The organism is Bradyrhizobium sp. NP1, assembly GCF_030378205.1.
In the GTDB taxonomy this organism is placed as follows: Bacteria; Pseudomonadota; Alphaproteobacteria; order Rhizobiales; family Xanthobacteraceae; genus Bradyrhizobium.
In genome coordinates, this window is sequence record NZ_CP127385.1 from 3,194,137 (window position 1) to 3,212,572 (window position 18,436).

At 59.6% G+C, this 18,436-nt stretch carries 20 protein-coding genes and 1 pseudogene; 13 read left to right on the forward strand and 8 right to left on the reverse strand.

The window, feature by feature from the left end; all coding sequences use genetic code 11:
• Positions 1–7: 7 nt before the first annotated feature.
• The gene (locus tag QOU61_RS15050; RefSeq protein WP_289659661.1) at positions 8–382 is read right to left on the reverse strand and encodes a hypothetical protein; all 375 of its coding nucleotides are present in this window, start codon (positions 380–382) and stop codon (positions 8–10) included.
• 469 nt (positions 383–851) lie between these two features.
• A complete protein-coding gene (locus tag QOU61_RS15055; RefSeq protein WP_289659662.1) occupies positions 852–1,349 on the reverse strand; it encodes a hypothetical protein in 498 nt (165 codons plus the stop codon).
• Positions 1,350–1,660: 311 nt separating this feature from the next.
• On the opposite strand from QOU61_RS15055, the gene amrS reads away from it, so the two are divergent.
• The gene (amrS, locus tag QOU61_RS15060) at positions 1,661–2,524 is read left to right on the forward strand and encodes an AmmeMemoRadiSam system radical SAM enzyme (RefSeq protein ID WP_289659663.1); all 864 of its coding nucleotides are present in this window, start codon (positions 1,661–1,663) and stop codon (positions 2,522–2,524) included.
• Positions 2,476–2,703 carry a P27 family phage terminase small subunit gene (locus QOU61_RS15065; RefSeq protein ID WP_289659665.1) on the forward strand — a complete coding sequence of 76 codons (228 nt, stop codon included), beginning with the start codon at positions 2,476–2,478 and terminating at the stop codon, positions 2,701–2,703. Before amrS ends, QOU61_RS15065 begins: the two co-directional genes overlap by 49 nt.
• A 161-nt stretch (positions 2,704–2,864) precedes the next feature.
• Here QOU61_RS15065 and QOU61_RS15070 read toward each other — a convergent pair whose 3' ends face one another.
• From QOU61_RS15070 to QOU61_RS15080, 3 genes are all read right to left on the reverse strand, one after another.
• Positions 2,865–4,190, reverse strand: coding sequence for an MFS transporter (locus QOU61_RS15070; RefSeq protein ID WP_289659667.1), 1,326 nt, complete (start codon positions 4,188–4,190; stop codon positions 2,865–2,867).
• Positions 4,191–4,525: 335 nt separating this feature from the next.
• Positions 4,526–4,732 carry a hypothetical protein gene (locus QOU61_RS15075; RefSeq protein WP_289659669.1) on the reverse strand — a complete coding sequence of 69 codons (207 nt, stop codon included), beginning with the start codon at positions 4,730–4,732 and terminating at the stop codon, positions 4,526–4,528.
• A gap of 603 nt (positions 4,733–5,335) precedes the next feature.
• Entirely contained in the window at positions 5,336–5,701 is a 366-nt protein-coding gene (locus QOU61_RS15080; RefSeq protein ID WP_289659671.1) for a phasin family protein, read from the reverse strand.
• Between the two features lie 703 nt (positions 5,702–6,404).
• On the opposite strand from QOU61_RS15080, the gene QOU61_RS15085 reads away from it, so the two are divergent.
• From QOU61_RS15085 to QOU61_RS15110, 7 genes are all read left to right on the forward strand, one after another.
• Entirely contained in the window at positions 6,405–7,394 is a 990-nt protein-coding gene (locus QOU61_RS15085; RefSeq protein ID WP_289661529.1) for an ABC transporter substrate-binding protein, read from the forward strand.
• A gap of 40 nt (positions 7,395–7,434) precedes the next feature.
• The gene (locus QOU61_RS15090) at positions 7,435–7,593 is read left to right on the forward strand and encodes a hypothetical protein (protein WP_289659673.1); all 159 of its coding nucleotides are present in this window, start codon (positions 7,435–7,437) and stop codon (positions 7,591–7,593) included.
• 143 nt (positions 7,594–7,736) lie between these two features.
• Entirely contained in the window at positions 7,737–8,573 is an 837-nt protein-coding gene (locus QOU61_RS15095; protein ID WP_289659675.1) for an aldo/keto reductase, read from the forward strand.
• 78 nt (positions 8,574–8,651) lie between these two features.
• Positions 8,652–8,861, forward strand: coding sequence for a hypothetical protein (locus QOU61_RS37200; RefSeq protein WP_354142527.1), 210 nt, complete (start codon positions 8,652–8,654; stop codon positions 8,859–8,861).
• A 1,103-nt stretch (positions 8,862–9,964) separates the two neighbouring features.
• A complete protein-coding gene (locus QOU61_RS15100) occupies positions 9,965–10,300 on the forward strand; it encodes a GYD domain-containing protein (protein ID WP_289659677.1) in 336 nt (111 codons plus the stop codon).
• Positions 10,301–10,662: 362 nt separating this feature from the next.
• Entirely contained in the window at positions 10,663–11,337 is a 675-nt protein-coding gene (locus QOU61_RS15105; protein ID WP_289659679.1) for an ABC transporter substrate-binding protein, read from the forward strand.
• 138 nt (positions 11,338–11,475) lie between these two features.
• The gene (locus QOU61_RS15110; protein WP_289659681.1) at positions 11,476–12,450 is read left to right on the forward strand and encodes an ABC transporter substrate-binding protein; all 975 of its coding nucleotides are present in this window, start codon (positions 11,476–11,478) and stop codon (positions 12,448–12,450) included.
• Positions 12,451–12,527: 77 nt separating this feature from the next.
• Here QOU61_RS15110 and QOU61_RS37205 read toward each other — a convergent pair.
• Positions 12,528–12,689 (reverse strand): annotated as a pseudogene (locus QOU61_RS37205) (protein-L-isoaspartate(D-aspartate) O-methyltransferase); the annotation flags it as partial.
• A gap of 654 nt (positions 12,690–13,343) precedes the next feature.
• Here QOU61_RS37205 and QOU61_RS15115 point away from each other — a divergent pair.
• The 4 genes from QOU61_RS15115 (at position 13,344) to QOU61_RS15130 (ending at position 17,193) form a co-directional block, all read left to right on the forward strand.
• Positions 13,344–13,478, forward strand: coding sequence for a hypothetical protein (locus tag QOU61_RS15115; RefSeq protein ID WP_289659682.1), 135 nt, complete (start codon positions 13,344–13,346; stop codon positions 13,476–13,478).
• Between the two features lie 283 nt (positions 13,479–13,761).
• Positions 13,762–13,995 (forward strand): DUF1488 family protein, encoded by a 234-nt coding sequence (locus QOU61_RS15120; RefSeq protein WP_289659684.1) that lies wholly within the window; start codon positions 13,762–13,764, stop codon positions 13,993–13,995.
• A 326-nt stretch (positions 13,996–14,321) separates the two neighbouring features.
• Positions 14,322–14,954: a FecR family protein gene (locus QOU61_RS15125; protein ID WP_289659686.1), complete on the forward strand. Its 633-nt coding sequence runs from the start codon at positions 14,322–14,324 to the stop codon at positions 14,952–14,954.
• A 127-nt stretch (positions 14,955–15,081) separates the two neighbouring features.
• On the forward strand, positions 15,082–17,193 hold the full coding sequence (locus QOU61_RS15130; RefSeq protein ID WP_289659688.1) for a CHASE2 domain-containing protein: 2,112 nt from the start codon (positions 15,082–15,084) through the stop codon (positions 17,191–17,193).
• Between the two features lie 32 nt (positions 17,194–17,225).
• Here the strand turns inward: QOU61_RS15130 and QOU61_RS15135 are convergent, their stop codons facing one another.
• Complete coding sequence (locus QOU61_RS15135) at positions 17,226–17,573, reverse strand: hypothetical protein (RefSeq protein ID WP_289659690.1); 348 nt, start codon at positions 17,571–17,573, stop codon at positions 17,226–17,228.
• 144 nt (positions 17,574–17,717) lie between these two features.
• The gene (locus QOU61_RS15140; RefSeq protein WP_289659692.1) at positions 17,718–17,873 is read right to left on the reverse strand and encodes a hypothetical protein; all 156 of its coding nucleotides are present in this window, start codon (positions 17,871–17,873) and stop codon (positions 17,718–17,720) included.
• Positions 17,874–18,436: the final 563 nt, after the last annotated feature.

Sequence of the window (18,436 nt, forward strand, 5' to 3'; positions counted from 1 at the left end):
GTGAGGCTCAGGCGAAGCCGAAATGGGCGCGCTGAGCGCCCATTTCGGTAGGGAAAGGTTTGAGCAGACCCTTGAGTTCGAGGGTCTTGGGCTGGCGACCATCGAGGATTGCCTCAACGATGTCGGGAGCCAAAAGCGTCATCCGAAGCACGCGGCAGACATAGGATTCGTTGATGCCGTCCCTATGCGAAAGCTCGGCGGCCGATGCATATAGTCCGGTTTCGATCGAACGTCGCCAGCAATAGGCCTTCGCCAGGGCGTTGATCAAGCTGTTGTCGCATCTTGGGCGTGACGGTTGCCAGTCGTCCGCTCCATCCGGAACGACAATCTGTTTCTTGCCTCCGCTTTGCCGAAACGATACCGGAATGCTGACGACCAGCACGCGACCGTTGCGCGTGATTTGCGCCGGGCTTCTGGTTGATGGCTTTATGCCGCCTCCGCGGTTAATCCTGGCTCAACTCCTGATGCTCCCCATTGGGAGCCTGGGGCGCGGTCAAAGGTCCACCCGGATTTTACGCGGTCAACCCGGCTGCCTGGTTCGAGGGGAAGAGGTTCAGTTAGAAAACAAAAAGACCACCCGTCCGGTCTTGGGCGTGAAGCAGACCTTGTAGGTCGACCGGCCGGGGTCCGCTCGCGGACCCAGGGCGGTCATTCCCCTATTCCAAACCGGGTGCCGCTCATCCCATTCTGAAGCGTTAAGCTCCAGCTATTCATAGATCATCAGCCGAATTTCGAAGAGTTTTCGTGCTGACTCGACCAGATCCCGGGCTCGCAACACCCGATGCTTGCCGATTGCTTGAACAGGATATTCCCAGGATGCTTTCGGATCAGGCCTTCGAGACAAAACCAGATCACGGCTGTTCTTGAAGGATCGGTGCACCGAGTTCATCGAAACGAAAGAGCTGGAAGATCCGCTGGCCGTTGAAGTCGAGCACTCTCAAATCGTCGGTCTCGTGCAGATCGCTCTCGACAGCTTGAAAATGCCCGCCGTAGCGCTCCCTCGCGAGCGACACTGGAACCTCAAATGCGACGAACTTGCCAATCCCTTTGTGCTTGAGCTTCTGGAGGAGATTAGGATCGTGCAAGGACTCGTGCGACGTGAGAATGAGCAACGGACCGCTCGCCGTGAGCAGCAAATGCGATTTCATCGGACGCTCCTTCGCGTTTGGACTGAATTCACGCGTCATGTCCAGGCTTGGTTGTACAGTGTCGCTGACATTCCCCAATATAAGCCAGTTGACCGTTGATATAGCGATTCCGGGGGCGGACATGATCTTGTACTCTTGGACGGTCCCGGGATGCTCGGTTGCATCGAGGTAAGTGACGCGCATGTCCGGGAAGTCGGGCACACATTGCACCTTCTAGCTCGCGCTGACGAGGTGATCGAATGAGTGTGTTCACTTCCGAAATTGGCCCGGCGAAGTGTGGACGGCGCCGACGACGTCAGGTGACGGGAGAGAACCAGAAGCGACCGGCCGACTGTCAAGACGGCCGAGATTGGCCGGTCCGGCTTACAGTCACCACCGATCAGGAATAGAATGAGCCGATGTCCGCAGCGCTCATGCCCTTAGGCGAGCTCCCGTGAGGCAGCGTGGCTCAACTTCCATCATGCCCGCCGGCAAAAACTGAGGTTTGCCCGGCGATCCATACGACGAATTCCATGACCGAACCCGCGCGTTTGGAAGGCGTTCCTGGCCGTTATTGGCACCGGCTCGAAGATGGGCGTATCCAGTGCGATGTCTGCCCGCGCTATTGCAGGCTCAACGAAGGTCAGCGTGGCCTATGCTTCGTGCGTGGCCGGCAGGATGACCGGATCGTGCTTACGACCTACGGCCGCTCCTCGGGGTTCTGTGTCGATCCAATAGAGAAGAAGCCACTGAACCACTATCTGCCCGGAACTCCCGTGTTGTCCTTCGGCACCGCCGGATGCAATCTGACGTGCAAATTCTGCCAGAACTGGGACATCTCCAAAGCGCGAGAACTCGACCGGCTCCAGGACACAGCGGCGCCGGAAGATATTGTCGAGGCCGCGATTGCCACGGGCTCGCGCTCCATCGCCTACACCTACAATGATCCCGTCATCTTCCTCGAATATGCCGTGGACGTTGCAAAGGTGGCGCGCCGTCGCGGGATCAAGAACGTGGCGGTCACAGCGGGCTACATTGACGCGGCGGCTCGGGAGGAGCTTTACACCTTCATGGATGCCGCCAATGTCGACCTCAAGGCATTTACCGAGGAGTTCTACAAGCGGCTGTGCACCGGCCATCTCGGCGCCGTCCTCGAGACGCTCGAGTATCTGAAGCAGAGGACCAAGGTCTGGTTCGAGATCACGACGCTGCTGATCCCGGGTCACAATGACAGCCCGGGGGAAGTTGGGCTCGGATGTCCTGTCAGATCGAGCGGGCTTTCCGGTCTGCTGAAGTCCTCAAAAAAGCCGCCGCTGATCTCGATCGAGGAGCACTTGCCACCTATGGGATGTGGGCCGAGGCGATGGAACAGATCCACAAATACGGCACCATGGTGAAATCGCCGACTGGCTATCCGATCCAATCGCCTTATCTCGCGATCGCGAACCGCCAAGCTGAAATCATGATGCGTATCGCGTCGGAATTCGGTTTTACGCCCGCAAGCCGCAGCCGGATTTCGGTTCCGGCGCCAGATCAGCTGCCGCTATTCGATTCTGCCGATGGCGAGCACGAATGACTATGCGTCGCTACTGTGACGCTTGCTAGCGAGGTAGGAGCGGACATGGCCCGCGCTGAATGCCTCTTCCGTTCATGCCCCTCTCGGACGTGCCCGACAAAAATAAAGAGGGCCTGGAGGAGCCCCAGGCCCTTTTCAACAATCGGCGTTGCACCTTTGCGTCAGTCGTCATACTCCCTCGAAATGTCCTGGCCAGTGTAGTCAGGCATGAACGACGCCGCCACAAGGCTTACTACCGCGCAAGCGGCGATGTAGATGGAAATCGCGTAGCCGGAGTGATAGGCGGCGAATAGGGCTGTGGCGATGAGGGGCGCCGGACCGCCGGCAATCACCGATGCAAGTTGATAGCCTAGTGAAGCACCGCTGTAGCGCAACCGTGGCGTAAAGGCCTCTGCGATTAGAGCTGCCTGCGGCCCATATTGCATGTCGTGCGGGATGAGCGACAGCACGATTGCGATGAACACTGCAGAGGGAATTGCGGTGTCCACCATTCCGAAATACAGGAAGCCGAACAGGCCCACTGCCGCCGCGCCGATCAGATACATCTTCCTGCGTCCGATGAGGTCGGAGATGTGGCCTGACAGCGGGATGGTGACGAACGAGACGCAAGATGCAACCAGCACTGCGCTCAGGATCAGATCGCGCGACATGTGCAAGGTGCCGACGGCGTAAGCGAAGATGAATGCGGTGAAGATGTAGAACGGCGCTTGCTCGGACATCCGCAGCAATGCCGACAGGATTATCTCCTTCGGATGCTTCTTGAAGACCTCGATGATGGGGGCCTTCTCGATCTTCCTGTTATCCAGGAGCTGCTGGAACACTGGCGTCTCAAGGATGCCAAGGCGAATCCATAGTCCGACACCGACGAGAACGATGGAGAGCGCGAAAGGAATTCGCCAGCCCCAGGTGTTGAACTGGTCACCTGACAATTGGCTGAATGCGAGGATTGCAAGGTTTGCCAGAAAAAGGCCGCACGGCACGCCGAATTGTGGCCAGGATGCCACCAAACCGCGTTGACCGTGGGTGCGCGACCATTCCATCGCCAGCAGCACCGATCCGCCCCACTCGCCACCAACGCCGATACCCTGAAGCATCCGCAGCACCGTAAGGATGACGGCGCCCCAAATGCCGATTGATGCGTAGGTAGGCACGAATGCGATGAGGAAGGTCGCGATACCCATACACAGAAGCGTGGCGATGAGTGTCGCTTTGCGGCCGATGCGATCACCGTAGTGACCAAATATTGCGGCACCGATCGGGCGCCCGACGAAGCCGATGAAATAGGTGCCAAAGGCCGCGAGCGTCGCCGTTAACGCATCTTCGTTCGGAAAATAGAGCTTACCAAAAATAAGCCCGGCAGCAGTGCCATAAAGGAAAAAGTCGTACCACTCGATTGCGGTGCCGATGGTTGAAGCGATGACCGCCTTGCGCAACTGCGCACTATGATCAGATGCGGACAACGTCGCATGGGTAACTGCCATAGCCATTGAATTGCCCCCTGGTTGGTTGTTTCCTTGCCCTGTGCGAACCTACTCTCAACGGCTCTTTTAGAGTGGATGCTACAACCAGCTCACGGCAACTGAAAGGTATCTCTCCGAAGGCACTCATATTGCTGCACCGCAGGAGCATTGTGCGAAGGTCTTGTTATGGGGCACTTCTCGGAAGTGCGGTGGGACCGTCCTGCTTACCGTGCAACAGCAGACGCGGGATGCGTCGATGGTCGCCGCTAGGGTTGCTTTACCGGCCACATTAAACGCACGAGCAAGCAGACGCGGCACTGGCAAATGGCATCCCCAATCACGTCGGCAGGAGCTTATCGCCTTCAGGGCTTCGGGGCATTCTGGTCCTCGACCTTGGTAACGGAATATCCGGCTTTGCGAAGAGCAACCAGCACAGCCTTGGCGAGATGAATACTTTCTTCGTCACTTTTCGTAACTTGGTCCCACGTCGTGCCGTGCCCCGAACTGGGATGATCAATGAAAGCGGTTTTGATGGCGCTTGTTATGACGATAAGGGCGTCTTCTGACATCTAGGTCTCTCGCCGCTTTCCGCTAAGCGTATCACGCTTTCGACAGGTACGATGGCTCAACGGCGCCATGCGCAAGCGTCGCAGTCGTCAGCGCCAAAACCGACCGTTACAGCTTTTGTTAGATCCCGTTCCAGCCGTCGCGGCTTTTTCGGCGCGATCGAAAGAGATGGCGACTACGACAGCAGCACTGTCTTGAAGTCGCCTCGCGGCCAGCCATGTTAGCTTAGTCGATGAGACGCGTAGGACTTATCGACATCACGGTAGGCAACGCGGCGCGCCTTGGCGCATCGCAACGTTGCACCACGCGACGCTGCGCGTCGCACCACATCGCTACGCAACGCGCGAGCCGCTGGGGACATCCCGGCGGCTCTCGCGCGTTTAGCGCGGACGGTCCGCCTCAAGCGCTCAAGCTCCTCTGGCTGCGAGACGGTATGGCGTTTTTGAGGGTAACCGCCGTACAGAGGGCTGCCGACGAAATTGAATTCGCTCCGCGCAAAGATGACGATAATGCCGAAGGCGCGAGGCAAGGACCCCAGCAGACATTAGGCGAGAGCGATGGCCTCGATGACCGTCGCCGTAAACGCGGCGGCGTGAGTTGTTAAATCAAGTAGTCAGGCTCTTCTTTCGCAACATCTCCCCGTGAGGAGGAATTCCACCGCTCATCTGCTTGGATTGTTCTGGTGTTATACCAAACTGATTTCGCAGAAATTCGGTTTGCAGTTGCATCACTTCGTTTATGTCCTTGGTATTCATTAATTTACGCACATGTTCAAAAGCTGCCTTCAGGTTCTTCTCGGTGATTGCAAGTGCCTGTTGTGCTGCGTCATTCATCGGACTCGAGACCATAGCGACGGATTTGCTTGCCGATTCCATAAATGACGAAATTGCTCTTTCAGCTTGGTCGACGCTCTTTACTGCGAAGTCGCGCACTTGTGGGGGCACTTCCATTGTCATTTTTGGGTTTGACATGTCACTCTCCCCTTTCAGGCTCATTTCGGCGAAGCGTACCGTGTTGAGGGCTGTGCGTCCTGTAGAACGAGGCTCTCAGGGTAATAATCTAATAAGCGATAGTGGTGGCGCGATCGGGCATTGCAGCTCAAGTCGGGCGCGCCCCTAGAGAAGGCCTGAGGGCAGGACTTTTCCCCCAATGGTAATTGAAACTTCATAGACTAGAGACAGACTTAGCCTGCTGGGGATTTGAGGGCCCGGCCACGGAAATACCAGCGCCGCCCTGTGATCATATTCCGCCGGGCGGCGTTTTGCGCATTAAGATGTCCTAGTTCCGAGCTGTGTCTAGCTGGCGAGTTCGCAGCATGGTCGGAGGGTCGGCTTGATTTCCAACATTACATAGGACGCCGATAACAGCGGATCGAGCATCGCCGCGCACGAGCGAAGACGTAATAACTTATATGGAAAATCGGATGACGACGCTGTTTGCATCAGCCCGTTGTTGGCACGAAGCTGCCGACCCGGGATGTCTGCTATCCGGTCGCTACATGGGGTAAACCGGACATGGCCCAAAAGGCCCAATTCGGTAGCGATTGACCCAGTGCAGACTTGGCCTACAGGCAATCCTTCGGCGAACCACCATTGGAATATGTGCTAGTGTTGGGTGTTGGCCGTCGAGAGCAGCCCCGAGAACTAGTGATACTTATCGGAGCCCCGAGTGATCATGAGGCGGCGCGAAGTAATCCTTATGGTTGCAGGCGCTGCTGCAGGTTATTCCCGTATGGCTTGGGCCCAGCAGCCCCTGCAGATGCGTCGGATCGGCGTGGTCATGCTATACCCTGAGAACGATCCGCAGGGACAGCTCCGCGCCACGGCATTCCAGCGTCAGCTTGAGAAGGTCGGCTGGACAATCGGGCGAAATCTTCAGGTCAATTTTCAATGGGGTGCTGGCGACGCCGATTGGGTGCGGTCAGCCACCGACCGAGCGCTGCGTCAGACACCTGATGTACTTCTGGCGAACGGCGATTCAGCCGCGCTGACAGCGCACCAGTCCACCAAAGCAGTACCGATCATATTTATCGGCAGCGGCGATCCAGTGGGTGACGGCCTAGTGCAAAGTCTCGCTCATCCCGGCGGCAATGTGACGGGCTTTGCGGTGATGGAGCCGAGCCTCGGCGCAAAATTGCTTGGGATGCTCAAGCAGATCGCGCCGCAGGTCGCCCACATTGCCATTTTGATGAATCCAGACAATGGAACGCACAAGCGCGTCCTTGCCTTGCTTGAGGCAGCCGCCCCCGGCTTTTCCGTCGACGTCGTGTCGGCATCGGCGCGCGAAACAGCCGACATCGAAACAGCGATGACGCAGTGGGGACAAGAGCCGGGGTATGGTGTGATCGTGCCGTCTGATCCGATCACCAACTCTCGCCGCAAACTATTCATTGAACTCGCCGCACGTTACCGATTGCCGGCGATCTACGCATTGCGCGCGGCCGTTGCCGATGGCGGCCTGATGTCCTACGGAGTTGATCTGATCGAGTTGTTCAGACAGGCAGCGATCTATGCGGACCGCATTCTCAAAGGCGAGAAACCCGCTGAACTGCCCGTTCAATTGCCGACCAAGTTCGAGCTGGCGATCAATTTGAGGACCGCCAAGACGTTCGGCCTGGAGGTGCCGTCCTCGCTGCTTGCGACCGCCGACGAGGTGATCGAATAATTGAGCATGTCTGTCATGGACCCGAAGCGGACCAACGGGCATGTCCACTTTTGCCCCGCTATTGGGGGACAAGCGGACATCAATTCTGCCTCATCTGACCCGCCTCGGTCTGCTCGGCATTCCCGTTCACCCCGCGAGCCTGATCCGGCTTGCCTGCGCAACTTTCATGATGCTTGGCGTCGTGCTGATACGGACGTAGCTGCAGAAGATGATGCGGCCGTAGTCGCTATGGCGTAACCTTGAAGCGCCCGCGTCGTCACACCAACCAGCCAACGGCGCTGTCGCCTTGTGAGAGGTCCAGCGATGCCCGCAGATCATGATACGCGCCAAGATACGCGTCCCTTGGGTCGAACCGGCATCCATGTGCTGCCCTTGGGCATCGGCGCGAACAAGTGGCGGCGTGCCGATCGTGGGGCCGTGTTGGAAACGTACAGGACCATTCATGATGCCGGCCCGTGCATGATTGACACGGCTGAGATCTATTTCTCGGAGCGCGTCGTGGGTGACTGCTTGCGCGCCGGTCCCATCCGCGCGGTGATAGCATCGAAATTCCTTCCCTTTCCGGGCCGAACCTCTCCGCGCCGCCTGATGAGCGCGCTTGACGGTTCGCTCGCGCGCCTGGGCCTCAAGACAATTGATCTCTACTATGTCCATTATCCGCTGCCCTTGATCGACGTGGGAGTGTTTGCCGAAGGCCTCGTCGAAGCGGTGAAGTCCGGCAAGGCGCGCGCGGTCGGCGTGGCAAATTTCAATGCGGACCAGATGCGCCGCATCGCCGATCACCTCGCAAGGGCAGGCGTTCCGCTTGCCGCCAATCAGGTCAACTACAGCCTGCTCCGGCGAGCAGCGGAAACAAATGGCGTGCTCGAAGCCTGCCGTGAACTCGATGTGGCACTGGTTGCGTATTTTCCCCTTGCGTCTGGCCGCCTCGCGCAGTCGTCAGACAGCATGGGCACGAATGCGCTGCTCACTTGTCTCGCCGATATTGCCAGCGCGCATGACGCCAGCATCAGCCAGGTAGCCCTGAACTGGCTGTTGGCGCGCGACAGTCGCGTGATTCCCATCCCCGGCGCGACCAAGCCTCATCACGCCAGGGCCAATCTCGATGCACTCGGTTGGCGCTTGAGTGAGACCGAGTTCGACGCGATCGACCGAGCCTCAGCAAAGCGTGGAACATGAATCCGGCGCCCATCAAACCCCTCATCTCGACCTCTGACCTCGACAAGATCGACGACCGCGTCGGGACCATTCTCGCTGTTGAGGACGGCGCATTCGGAGAAGCTCGTACGGCTGCGTGTCGATTTCGGCGACCACGCGCGCTCCATTCTCGTCGGCATGAAAAAGGAGCGGCCATCTCCAAAGGAGATTGAAGGCCGGCAGGCGCTGTTTGTCGTGAACCTCGCGCCGCGAAAGGTGGCGGGGCGAGATTTCCGAAGGTCTCCTCTTCGATATCGGTTATGCCGATGAGATCACGCCGGTGCTGGGGCAGGCGGAGAGGCCCGTTTCGAACGGCGCCCGCGAGGCTGAGGGCCCTGTGGAGCGTCTGTTAAGCTTCGCGAAGCTTCCAATGACAAGCGACGGCGAAGCGCTTAGTGAGCCGGGAGCGGCGACCTGTTCGGCCAAAAGTGGACCAACTATGCTCACTTGAGTTTTGTCGGCCGTGACCTCAAGCAGACCTTCTATTTCTCTACCGCGCAGCCATGATGGAGCTATGACGCGACTTCCCGTCGACACTTTTTCCATCTGCCCGCGGGCGCTGTTTCGCTGTTCCTAACGAAACGGCGGTTTCTCGGGCCTTCCGCGCGATGGCCGGCTTGCTTTCTAGTGTCGCGGAATTGGTCGTGAGCGACGTCGGCTCAATCGCCACGCGAACAGACATCCAACAAGCCAATGTGTTTCTACTAGCGCAGGAGTCTGCGGCCGTCTGCGCTGGCGGCGGTTGATGGCTACAGCCGAACAAGTTCGCAACCAGCGCGCCGACCAGGAGCGTTCTCATGTAATCCTCCCAAAAAGAGGCTGAGTTCCGCCCACAATTCTTGCGGCGTGATAATGTTCGCGCTGATCATCCATCAGACGTGCAAAAGCGTTAAACGCGCATTAAGCTTGGCCCCCCGGCCGGCCGAGAGAAGCTCCACCGTGGTTAATGTCTGCGCGGACTAAGGATGTCACTTGCTCAAGCCCGATCTCGATCAGGGAGGCGGAGCGGGACTTCCGGTTATGGCCCATTGCAACGGAAATCCATGTCCCCTGGAACGTCGGTGATCAGGGTAAGAGCAGACTCGTTATGCTCAACGCGAGTTTTGTCGCTCCTGGCCCGATGCCGACCTTGGGGCGTATGTCACCCTCCATGTCCTAATCTAGAGTTGGCCCAGCACCTAGGCATGCCCAAGGCATAATTCATTCGATTTGTGCCCAGTGTCAGTTTTGTGGCTCATGACTCCAAACGCGCGTAACGCCGAGGCCGCAGGCAGTTTTCCTGAAAGCGACGCTCAAGGCTTGGCAGAGTCAGACCATGCCGTTACCCTTGCTTGTAGTTGCCGACACGGCAGCGTCGAAAACAGGAGGCATTTATGGTCAGGTTAGTTACGCGTGGATGCTTCACTCAGGATTATGCCAAGGGTTTGGTTGGCGCACCGGAGGACCGAGAACCGGCCGTGCGCAAGCTGATCGAGGGAGCCGGTGGCAAGCTGTTGAGCTTTTATTTCACCACTGGCGACGCCGACTTTTTGCTTATTTCTGAGGCTAACGATTCAGAGATCATCCTCGGCGCTTTGTTGGCGGCGATCTCGGCCGGCACGATTACCAACGTGAGCACTAACAGAGCTTTCACCGGAGCGGAATTTAAGGCGGTAGCCGAGAAAGCTTCCAAGGCAGTGAGCCTCTACCGAGCCCCCGGCAAGAGCTGAACGCCCCACGAAACACGATTGAAGGGCCGTCCTCGGTTGGCGGCCTTTCACTTTGAGTGTCGTTTGCTCGCCCGTAGCGATGAAAATCCGCTTCCGTCAATACGCGCGAAAAAGAGTGGACCCGGCTCAGCGCGAGCATTTCCCAATTTGGTAGTGGGCCACGCTCTCGGCGATCTCTTCGGTCCGCCAGCCAAAGCCATTGGCGGTAATTTGCTGATTTGTGCTGCAATGCATTCACTGGTTTGCGAACTTCCGTAAGTCTTGGGCTGACCATACAAAGGGTGAAGTGGTCGCATACCGCTCGATTGAAGCGTGATATCGTCCACTCCATTGCATGGGCCTGACCCCCGTGGGAGGGTCACATGGCCATCGACATCCGGCGGCGAGAAATCATTGTCATGTTTGGCAGCGCGGCAGTCGCGCTGCCTCTCTCGGCGCATGCGCAGCAGCCAGAGCGGATGCGGCGGGTCGGCGTGTTGATTCCTCTTGCCGAGAGTCATCCGGAAGCACAGCCCCGCGCTACGACATTTCGGCGAGCGCTTGCAGAACTGGGTTGGACAGATGGCCACAATGTCAGCATCGACTATCGCTTTGTAGAAAGCGCCGAGCGCATGCGGGCGCAAGCCGCCGAGCTAGTCGCCCTCGCGCCGGATGTCGTCGTCGGGAACACCACGGCCGTCGTGACTGCGTTCCAGCAGGCGACGCGCACGATTCCGATTGTTTTTGCCGGTGTCATGGACCCGGTCGGCCAAGGCTTAGTGCCCGGCCTTGCTCATCCGGGCGGCAAGATAACGGGTTTCGGCCTTGAGGAACCTAACATGGGAGGGAAATGGCTGGAGTTGCTGAAGGCAATTGCGCCCCGCGTGGTCCGCGTCGCGGTCATCTTCAACCCCGAAACGGCGCCCTACGCCCGATTGTTCCTGCCGTCGATTAAACATGCTGGCCTCTCCTTGTCGGTCGAGCAGATGCATGAGTCCGGTTGTGGCACGAAACGGACGTTGATCCAGCGACCATTGATGTCTGTTACCGGGGGTTAAGCGGACTTCCCGGTTGCACGGCCCGACGTCTGATTTTGACCCACAGGGGAAGTGGCGGCTAATTTTGCTGTGATGCAAAACACATCGTTCAATTCTAGGGACGTGGTAGGGTGTAGTCGCCTGCTTAAGGGGGCGACCATGAAGCGACGCGAGTTCGTCACGCTTCTCGGTGGCACGGCGGTGACATGGCCACTCGCCGCGCGCGCGCAGCAGCGCGCTATGCCGGCGATCGGCTTCCTCAGCAGTACATCGCCTCAGGTCTACGCGGCCCGTCTGCGCGCGTTCGCACAGGGGTTGAAAGAGGAGGGATATATCGAGGGCCAGAATGTGGCTATCGAATATCGCTGGGCGGGGGACCATGAGGATCGACTGCCGGTGCTCGCGGCTGAATTGGTTCACCGTCAGGTCGCCGTGATTGCGGCGGGCGGTACTCCTTCGTCAGTGGCGGCAAAGGCGGCGACTACCGCAATTCCGATCGTGTTCGAGACAGCGAGTGACCCGGTTACGCTCGGCCTTGTAGCAAGCTTAAATCGGCCGGGCGGAAACTTGACGGGTGTGACTAATTTGAACGTCGAGGTAGGGCAAAAGCGGCTGGAGTTGCTGCGCGAATTGATGCCTGCGGCAACCAACATCGCCGTCCTTGTCAGTCCTTCCGCTCCGGCTCTTACCGAGCAATTCATGGGCAACCTGCAGGCGGCGGCTCCCGCCCTCGGAATGCAGCTCCATGTTGTGCAGGCGAGCACCGATCACGACTTGGATACGGTCTTTGCAGCATTGCGAGCCGACGCGCTCGTTGTCGGCCCCTATCTATTCTTCAATTCGCGCATGGAACAGATTGGCGCACTGTCGCTCCGCCACGCCATGCCCACGCTCTTCACGTATCGCAAGTTCGTCGCAGCCGGCGGGCTGATTAGCTACGGAGCCAATGAAACGGAAACTTACCGTCTGGTCGGCATCTACACCGGAAAAATTCTCAAAGGAGCGAAGCCGGGTGATCTGCCGGTCCAACGGTCGACCAAGGTAGAGCTGATAATCAACCTCAAGACTGCAAAGGCACTCGGGATCACTGTTCCGCTCGCGCTAAGCGGCCGAGCCGACGAGCTGATCGAGTAGAAATGCATTTGCGCTGCATTGGGCCCGGTCTTCGCGAAGCCGATTGGAAGTGGAATATTGTCATACGCGTAGGGCTGAAGTTCGAGTGGCACAAACTCATGCCGCGGCACCTTGCGCATGGCCGTCATGACACGTTCGTCAAAGGCACTCTTGCCGATTGTATCGCGCCGCGCAAAAGCGCCGGCGGCGATGATCGCGAGCATGTGTTCACGCATGGCCTCAAGGACTTCTGCTCGCATTTGCAACTTTCACGGCACACGGCGGTACACCTGCGCACGCCAAGCCGGGCTACTGCGCCAACTGGCCACCCGTCACGCCGCTCCCGCGGGCAATGCGGACCAGGTTCCTCAAATGGAACTCTTTCGCTCATGACACGCTCAGGACGTCGCAGGTCCATTGAGGACACGAGAGGCCTTCAAACGGGCGAGAAAGATTGTACATTCTCGACACCTGTCCTTGAAGCGGAACATGCCGAAATCTTCTAGCGGAGCGGCGGCGACCGTGCCGGTGGCAGGCATTTTGCCAGCAATCCGACGCCGTTCCTTTGCTCGCGCTGCGAGCATTTAAAGTTCGAGGCTCGCGCCGCTCGCGTAGCCTACTCCTGCAGCGCGGAACGCTTTGGTGAAAGCAGCGGAGGATCACAATGAGCTGGTCCTATATCCCGAGATGGAAATTCACTGACAGCTGCGGAAGGCCGCGTGTGCCCAGGGGGCATCCCCGTTGGCTGCACCATAACGGCCATATGCTGCCTGCACGCAGGTCTGACACGAGGCTCAGGTCCAGATTTGATCTGGACATGCTTCGCCTGTCTGAACCGGATGATAATTTCTGACTACGAATTTGGCCAATTCTGCATTTCAATTTGCGTCATCCTCAAACCTAAGGAGATCGACATGGCCAAAGGCCAACAAAGAAGCAATCGGGAGGCCAAGAAACCCAAAAAGAAGAAGATCAAAGTCATTGCCGCAGCACCAAGCCAAAAGGGTGCGGGATGGCAGCCGACCTTCGCTGACGCCAAAAGTAAATAGAAATGGCTGGCGTCATCTGACGCGTTGTCGGGAGATCCATAGATCCGCGTCCGTCCAGCGGCTGCACGTGCGGAGTGCTGCACGACAGCTAGATTGGCCGCTCCACGTCATAGACGCACCGCCGCGGATCTTGTCCCGCGTTCAAAGCACCGCTGGCAACACGCGCTCGTCGCGTAAACGATCGGGCGGTTACAAGCTTCGGGCGGTTGACCTGGACGTAATGGAAAGGAGTAGGTCCAATGCGCTCACACGTGGTCGATTTCTCGGCTACGAGTTCGACAGGATGGTCATGCTGTTTTCGATGGTTTACGGCCAAAGGGAGATACCGTGCGCCATCTCGACCTCCGCCATGGATGATCTGGAAGGTGTAGCGCGGTCCAGACCCAACCAGCGCGAGGCACAATTCATGAGAATCCGCGATCGGATTGAAGAGCGTGCTGCTCTCAAATTCCTAGCTATGGAGTTCGAAGGCACTCCTCCAGGCATTATCTTGCGCAGTATCGACTTCAAAACATAGTTTACGGAGAAGTCAGAGCAATATCCGCAATTCCATCGGGAACGCCTGTGCTTTGGGCTTGCACTAAGACAACTTGGCGTGCTCGGGCTCACGAGGGCTTGTATTCGTTGGCTCGCAGCAGATAACGATCGAACTCGATTTACTTTCTTGCGACGCCGGCGCAGGGAGTTCATCGTACTTGTCGACGGCGCTGTGGCGGCGTCGCAGGAGGGTTTTAACGCGTCCATTTATTGCGTCCCTGTGACCCAGGTGACAGAAGGCTCGGCTGGCATTCGCGACAATGACAGGCATTGCTCCCTGGAACACCAAGCTGACGGGGATCGACGATGACCGACCTCGGCGAGATCAAACGCGATCGTCCCTGCAATCGACGCTGGCTTCTCCGCCACGGAGCGCTGGCACTCCCGTTCATATTTGCCAGCATGCCAGCGCGCGCCGCGGAGTCCGTCGGCTTGGTCGAAGACGTCACGGGTGAGGCATTCGCCGAGCTCGAGGCGGTTCGCCGCACGCTCGATCGCGCCGCGCCAGTTTTTCTCGGAGAGGAAGTCATAACCGGCGTCGCGTCGCGCCTGGGAATGCGGCTCGGCCGCGATACGAGGATAAGGCTTGGCGAACAAGCGCGGCTGAAGATCGATCGGTTTCTCGTCGATGCTGGCGGGGAAATGACACTGCGCTCCGGGCCGTTGCTGTTCGATCAACCGCCGCGCCGTGCGGGAGTGCAGATTCGCAGCCCCTTCGCGCTGATCGCTGTACGCGGGACGCGATTCTTCGCCGGGCCGAGCAACGACCGCTTCGGCGTGTTCGTTGTGCGCGGCTCGGTGGCGGTGACTTCGGCGGGTCAGCAAGTGATCCTTCGCGAAGGCGAGGGTACGGACGCTGTCTCGCCCGGCACGCCGCCGACGCCGGTTAAACGATGGGGGCCAGAACGCATCCGCGCAGCGCTCGCAAGCGTCAGCTGAGTGCGCGACGCAGATTGACTTCTCTATTGGAAAAACATGCCAGCAAACGAAGTGGTTCTTTCACTGTTGTCGCAGACATTCGCCGTGGTGGCGCGGCGGCATCTCGATGGGTAGGATGCGTCGAGCGTTGCAGCAGCGCCTGCCGGTTGCGGCGGGAGCCGCGACGCTGGCCGTGTTTCTGGCGGCAGCTAACCTGCTTCCCAAGACCATAAGCGAGGTGCTGCGCGACGGCGCCTTCGACATCATGCTCGCCGGCGACCAACCGCTGCGTAGACCCGTGGTATCCGACCTCAAGGTGATCGTTGTCGACATCGATCGTGCGTCAATCGATGCGCTGGGCACCTGGCCGTGGCCGCGGGAGACAATGGCACGGCTCGTCGAGGCGGTGGCGGCCGGGCGGCCCGCTGCTATCGCGATCGATGTGCTGTTCGCCGAGCCCGACGACCGTTCGCAAGCTGCGCTCGCCCGCCGGCTCGGATTGGTGACCGGCCGCGCCGAGATCAGTACGCTGGGTGAAAGCCTGCCGGACGGCGACAAGCGGCTGGCGCGAGCGATCAGCAGCATCCCCGTCGCGCTCGGCTTTGTGCTCGATCCCGATCGCGACGGCGCATTGCCGGGTGCCGCAATCGTAAGCCGCGGGTCCCTACCGTTCGACGATTTATGGCAGGCCGCGGGCGCGATCGGGCCGACGCGGCCGCTGGCCGCCGCGGCGAGCGGCCTCGGTACGCTCTCATTACCTGGCAGCGCCGATGGGGCCATCCGCCAGATTCCGGTCTTCGTCGCCGCCGCTCGTGTCCTGATGCCGGGTCTCGCTGCCGAGGCGCTGCGCCTCGCATCGGGTGCCGCGAGCTATCTCATTGAAGGAGAGCCCCCGACGCTGGTGGTCGGCAGCAGGCGAGTTGCACTGTCGCGCGATGGCCTGCTCCGGCTCGTGCCGGCGACGCCTTGGCGTCGCGTCGCCCGCACACTATCCGCGGTCGATGTCCTCGAGGGACGGGCCGACGGCGGCAGGTTGGCGGGCGCACTGGTGCTGCTTGGCGGTTCCGCGCCAGAGCTCGGCGGCTTGCGCAAAACACCTGCGGATCCGCTGACGCCGTCGGTGCAGATCCAGGCCGATGCGGTCGAGCAGATGGTCGCTGGCCGCGTGCCGCGCACGCTGGCTGGCGCGGCCATCGTACAGCCGCTCACGGTCCTGGTGATTGGGGTGCTTGCCGTCGTGTTAGGCGCTGCCTTGTCGCCGGTTACTGGCAGCGCAATCTTGACCGCCGCGATCGCGCTGCTCTGGATCGCCGCAATCGCCGTGTCGGGTCTCACGGATCGCCTCGTCGATCCGCTGACCCCCTCGATCGCGGCCATGCTGGTGTTCACCGTGACGGCCGGTACCGCCTACTCGTTGACGCGCCGGCGGGAGGCGTTCGTGCGCCATCGGCTCGAACAGCATCTCGCGCCGGCGGTCGTCCGCCGCATCGTCGAACAACCGGATCTGGTCAAGCTCACTGGGGAGCGGCGCGAGGTCACCTCGCTCTTCACTGACATCGAGGGTTTCACCGCGACGATGCATCGCGCCGGCCCCGAGGAGCTGGTTGCAACGCTCGACCAATATTTCGAGGGCGTCGCCGGCATCGTGATCAAGCATGGCGGCATGATCGATAAGATCGTCGGAGACGGCGTGCATGCTCTCTTTAATGCACCCCTCGACCTTGAGGATCATCCACAACGCGCCGTCGAATGCGCGATCGCCATTCAGGCGTGGAGCGAGGGCTTTCGCCGCCGCGCCCCCGCCGTCGCAATGGAGCTGGGCCGCACCCGCATCGGGATCGAGACCGGGCCCGCCGTCGTCGGCGACGTCGGCATTCAATCCAAGCTCGACTACACCGCTCACGGCGATGCCGTCAACATGGCGGCGCGGCTCGAAGCTTGCAACAAGGAGCTCGGTACGGCGATCTGTGTCGGGCCAGGTGCAGCTGCGCGATGTGACGCCGCGCTGCTGCGCCCGCTTGGGCAGCTGGCGGTCCGCGGGCGCGCGGAGCCGATCACTGTCTTTGAACCGTGGCCGAGCGACGCGCCGTCCGCCTGGCGCGAAGCATATCTGGCGGCCTACGCCATACTCGACCGTGATGCGACCCACGCCGCCATGCTGTTGCAAAAGCTGATGGCCGAGCGTCCCGTGGACCTGGCAGTGCGCCGGCTCGCCGAGCGATTGCCCTCGATACGGAAGTCCAGTCTGCCGCCGGCATGACAGGCGGCGCTATGCCGGACCGCGCACGGATCTCACTTGACCTTTTCGGCGTCCGAGCTGTTGGCTGGCTTTCCGGTCAACGGCTCACCCTTCCGATAGGCCGCCTTCTCGTAGCGGTTGCCGTTCTTCGTGATTTTAGTGGTCCACCCGGTGTTCCAGGTGATCACAGCGGCATTGCCCTCTTCCTTCCAGCTGCCTGTCATTCCCTCCCCTCGGGTTGCCTTGGCTGCCCCACCGCCCGATAGGGTTATCTCGAACTGTTTCCCGGCCGTGTCCTTGACTTTCCACACGCCCTCAAAGTCGCTGGCCGCAAAGCTAGCCAAGCTCATCGTCCCGATCAGCCAAGCTGCCATAACGGTCACAATCCCTGTTCGTTTCATGACGTCTTCCTCTCAAAAACAACGCCACCATGGAAACTATTTCATTGATGGAAGGGTTCCGCCGGACGTCTCCTGCAGCCTCTTTGGGTCAAATCAGACGCCAGCGGCTTTCTCACGAAGGCAGAGACGTCGCGGGCGAAAGGGCTACCCGCCTGTGAGATGGTCCTCGATATTATTGGCGACCCCGTCACACACGGACGCCAGCTCAAGCATCTCGTTTTTAATGACAGGATCGTCAGTCTGCTCGGCAAGTTGCCGATACTTGGCTGCTTGGTCCAGGAGATAGTCAGCCCAATCCATGTCGCACAATCCAATGAGCCGGGGTCGTGACAGCGAACGCATGGCCAAAGGTGGTTCGTGTCCGCTCAAAGCACGACAATATCAGAGCGGCCTAGTCCAAGGAGGAGAAATCAAAATGCGCCGGGCGGCCTATGGCGATGGCCTCGCAATACGACTTACGCCGATCGGAGGGGCGCCAGCGCGCGAGTTCCGCTCGCCCTACGCAGCCGAGACCAGCCAGTCCGCTTATCGGAGTAGACCGGAAGTGACGAGCGCACGGTTAGAACGACGCGATTGACCCTTATGAGACATGGGCGAAAGAACCAACACGCCAACGTTCTGTCGTCATTTCGGAAAATATGTATTTCCTGGGGCTCACGGCCAACCGTCGAGTGGAACGAGACGGACTACGACGTGGTGGGCGAGGGCGCGCCGGTTGGCGGGATATCGACTATGTCGGGAGCGAATTTTAGTTTAGATTGATGGCCGCGGGCGCGATTATTCGGCAGCCTGAAACGACTCTGCATGCGCTCCGTGATTGATCAGGAGAACAGTCATGCGATCGTTTCAAAGAGTTGCGGCGA

What these genes read in the sequence shown, in the direction of transcription:
- amrS (WP_289659663.1), top strand. Translation starts at nt 1,661, where the DNA reads ATGACCGAACCCGCGCGTTTGGAAGGCGTTCCTGGCCGTTATTGGCAC.
- QOU61_RS15065 (WP_289659665.1), top strand. Translation starts at nt 2,476, where the DNA reads ATGTGGGCCGAGGCGATGGAACAGATCCACAAATACGGCACCATGGTG.
- QOU61_RS15070 (WP_289659667.1), bottom strand. Translation starts at nt 4,190, where the DNA reads ATGGCTATGGCAGTTACCCATGCGACGTTGTCCGCATCTGATCATAGT.
- QOU61_RS15075 (WP_289659669.1), bottom strand. Translation starts at nt 4,732, where the DNA reads ATGTCAGAAGACGCCCTTATCGTCATAACAAGCGCCATCAAAACCGCT.
- QOU61_RS15080 (WP_289659671.1), bottom strand. Translation starts at nt 5,701, where the DNA reads ATGTCAAACCCAAAAATGACAATGGAAGTGCCCCCACAAGTGCGCGAC.
- QOU61_RS15085 (WP_289661529.1), top strand. Translation starts at nt 6,405, where the DNA reads ATGAGGCGGCGCGAAGTAATCCTTATGGTTGCAGGCGCTGCTGCAGGT.
- QOU61_RS15090 (WP_289659673.1), top strand. Translation starts at nt 7,435, where the DNA reads ATGTCCACTTTTGCCCCGCTATTGGGGGACAAGCGGACATCAATTCTG.
- QOU61_RS15100 (WP_289659677.1), top strand. Translation starts at nt 9,965, where the DNA reads ATGGTCAGGTTAGTTACGCGTGGATGCTTCACTCAGGATTATGCCAAG.
- QOU61_RS15105 (WP_289659679.1), top strand. Translation starts at nt 10,663, where the DNA reads ATGGCCATCGACATCCGGCGGCGAGAAATCATTGTCATGTTTGGCAGC.
- QOU61_RS15110 (WP_289659681.1), top strand. Translation starts at nt 11,476, where the DNA reads ATGAAGCGACGCGAGTTCGTCACGCTTCTCGGTGGCACGGCGGTGACA.
- QOU61_RS15115 (WP_289659682.1), top strand. Translation starts at nt 13,344, where the DNA reads ATGGCCAAAGGCCAACAAAGAAGCAATCGGGAGGCCAAGAAACCCAAA.
- QOU61_RS15120 (WP_289659684.1), top strand. Translation starts at nt 13,762, where the DNA reads ATGGTCATGCTGTTTTCGATGGTTTACGGCCAAAGGGAGATACCGTGC.
- QOU61_RS15125 (WP_289659686.1), top strand. Translation starts at nt 14,322, where the DNA reads ATGACCGACCTCGGCGAGATCAAACGCGATCGTCCCTGCAATCGACGC.
- QOU61_RS15135 (WP_289659690.1), bottom strand. Translation starts at nt 17,573, where the DNA reads ATGAAACGAACAGGGATTGTGACCGTTATGGCAGCTTGGCTGATCGGG.
- QOU61_RS15140 (WP_289659692.1), bottom strand. Translation starts at nt 17,873, where the DNA reads ATGGATTGGGCTGACTATCTCCTGGACCAAGCAGCCAAGTATCGGCAA.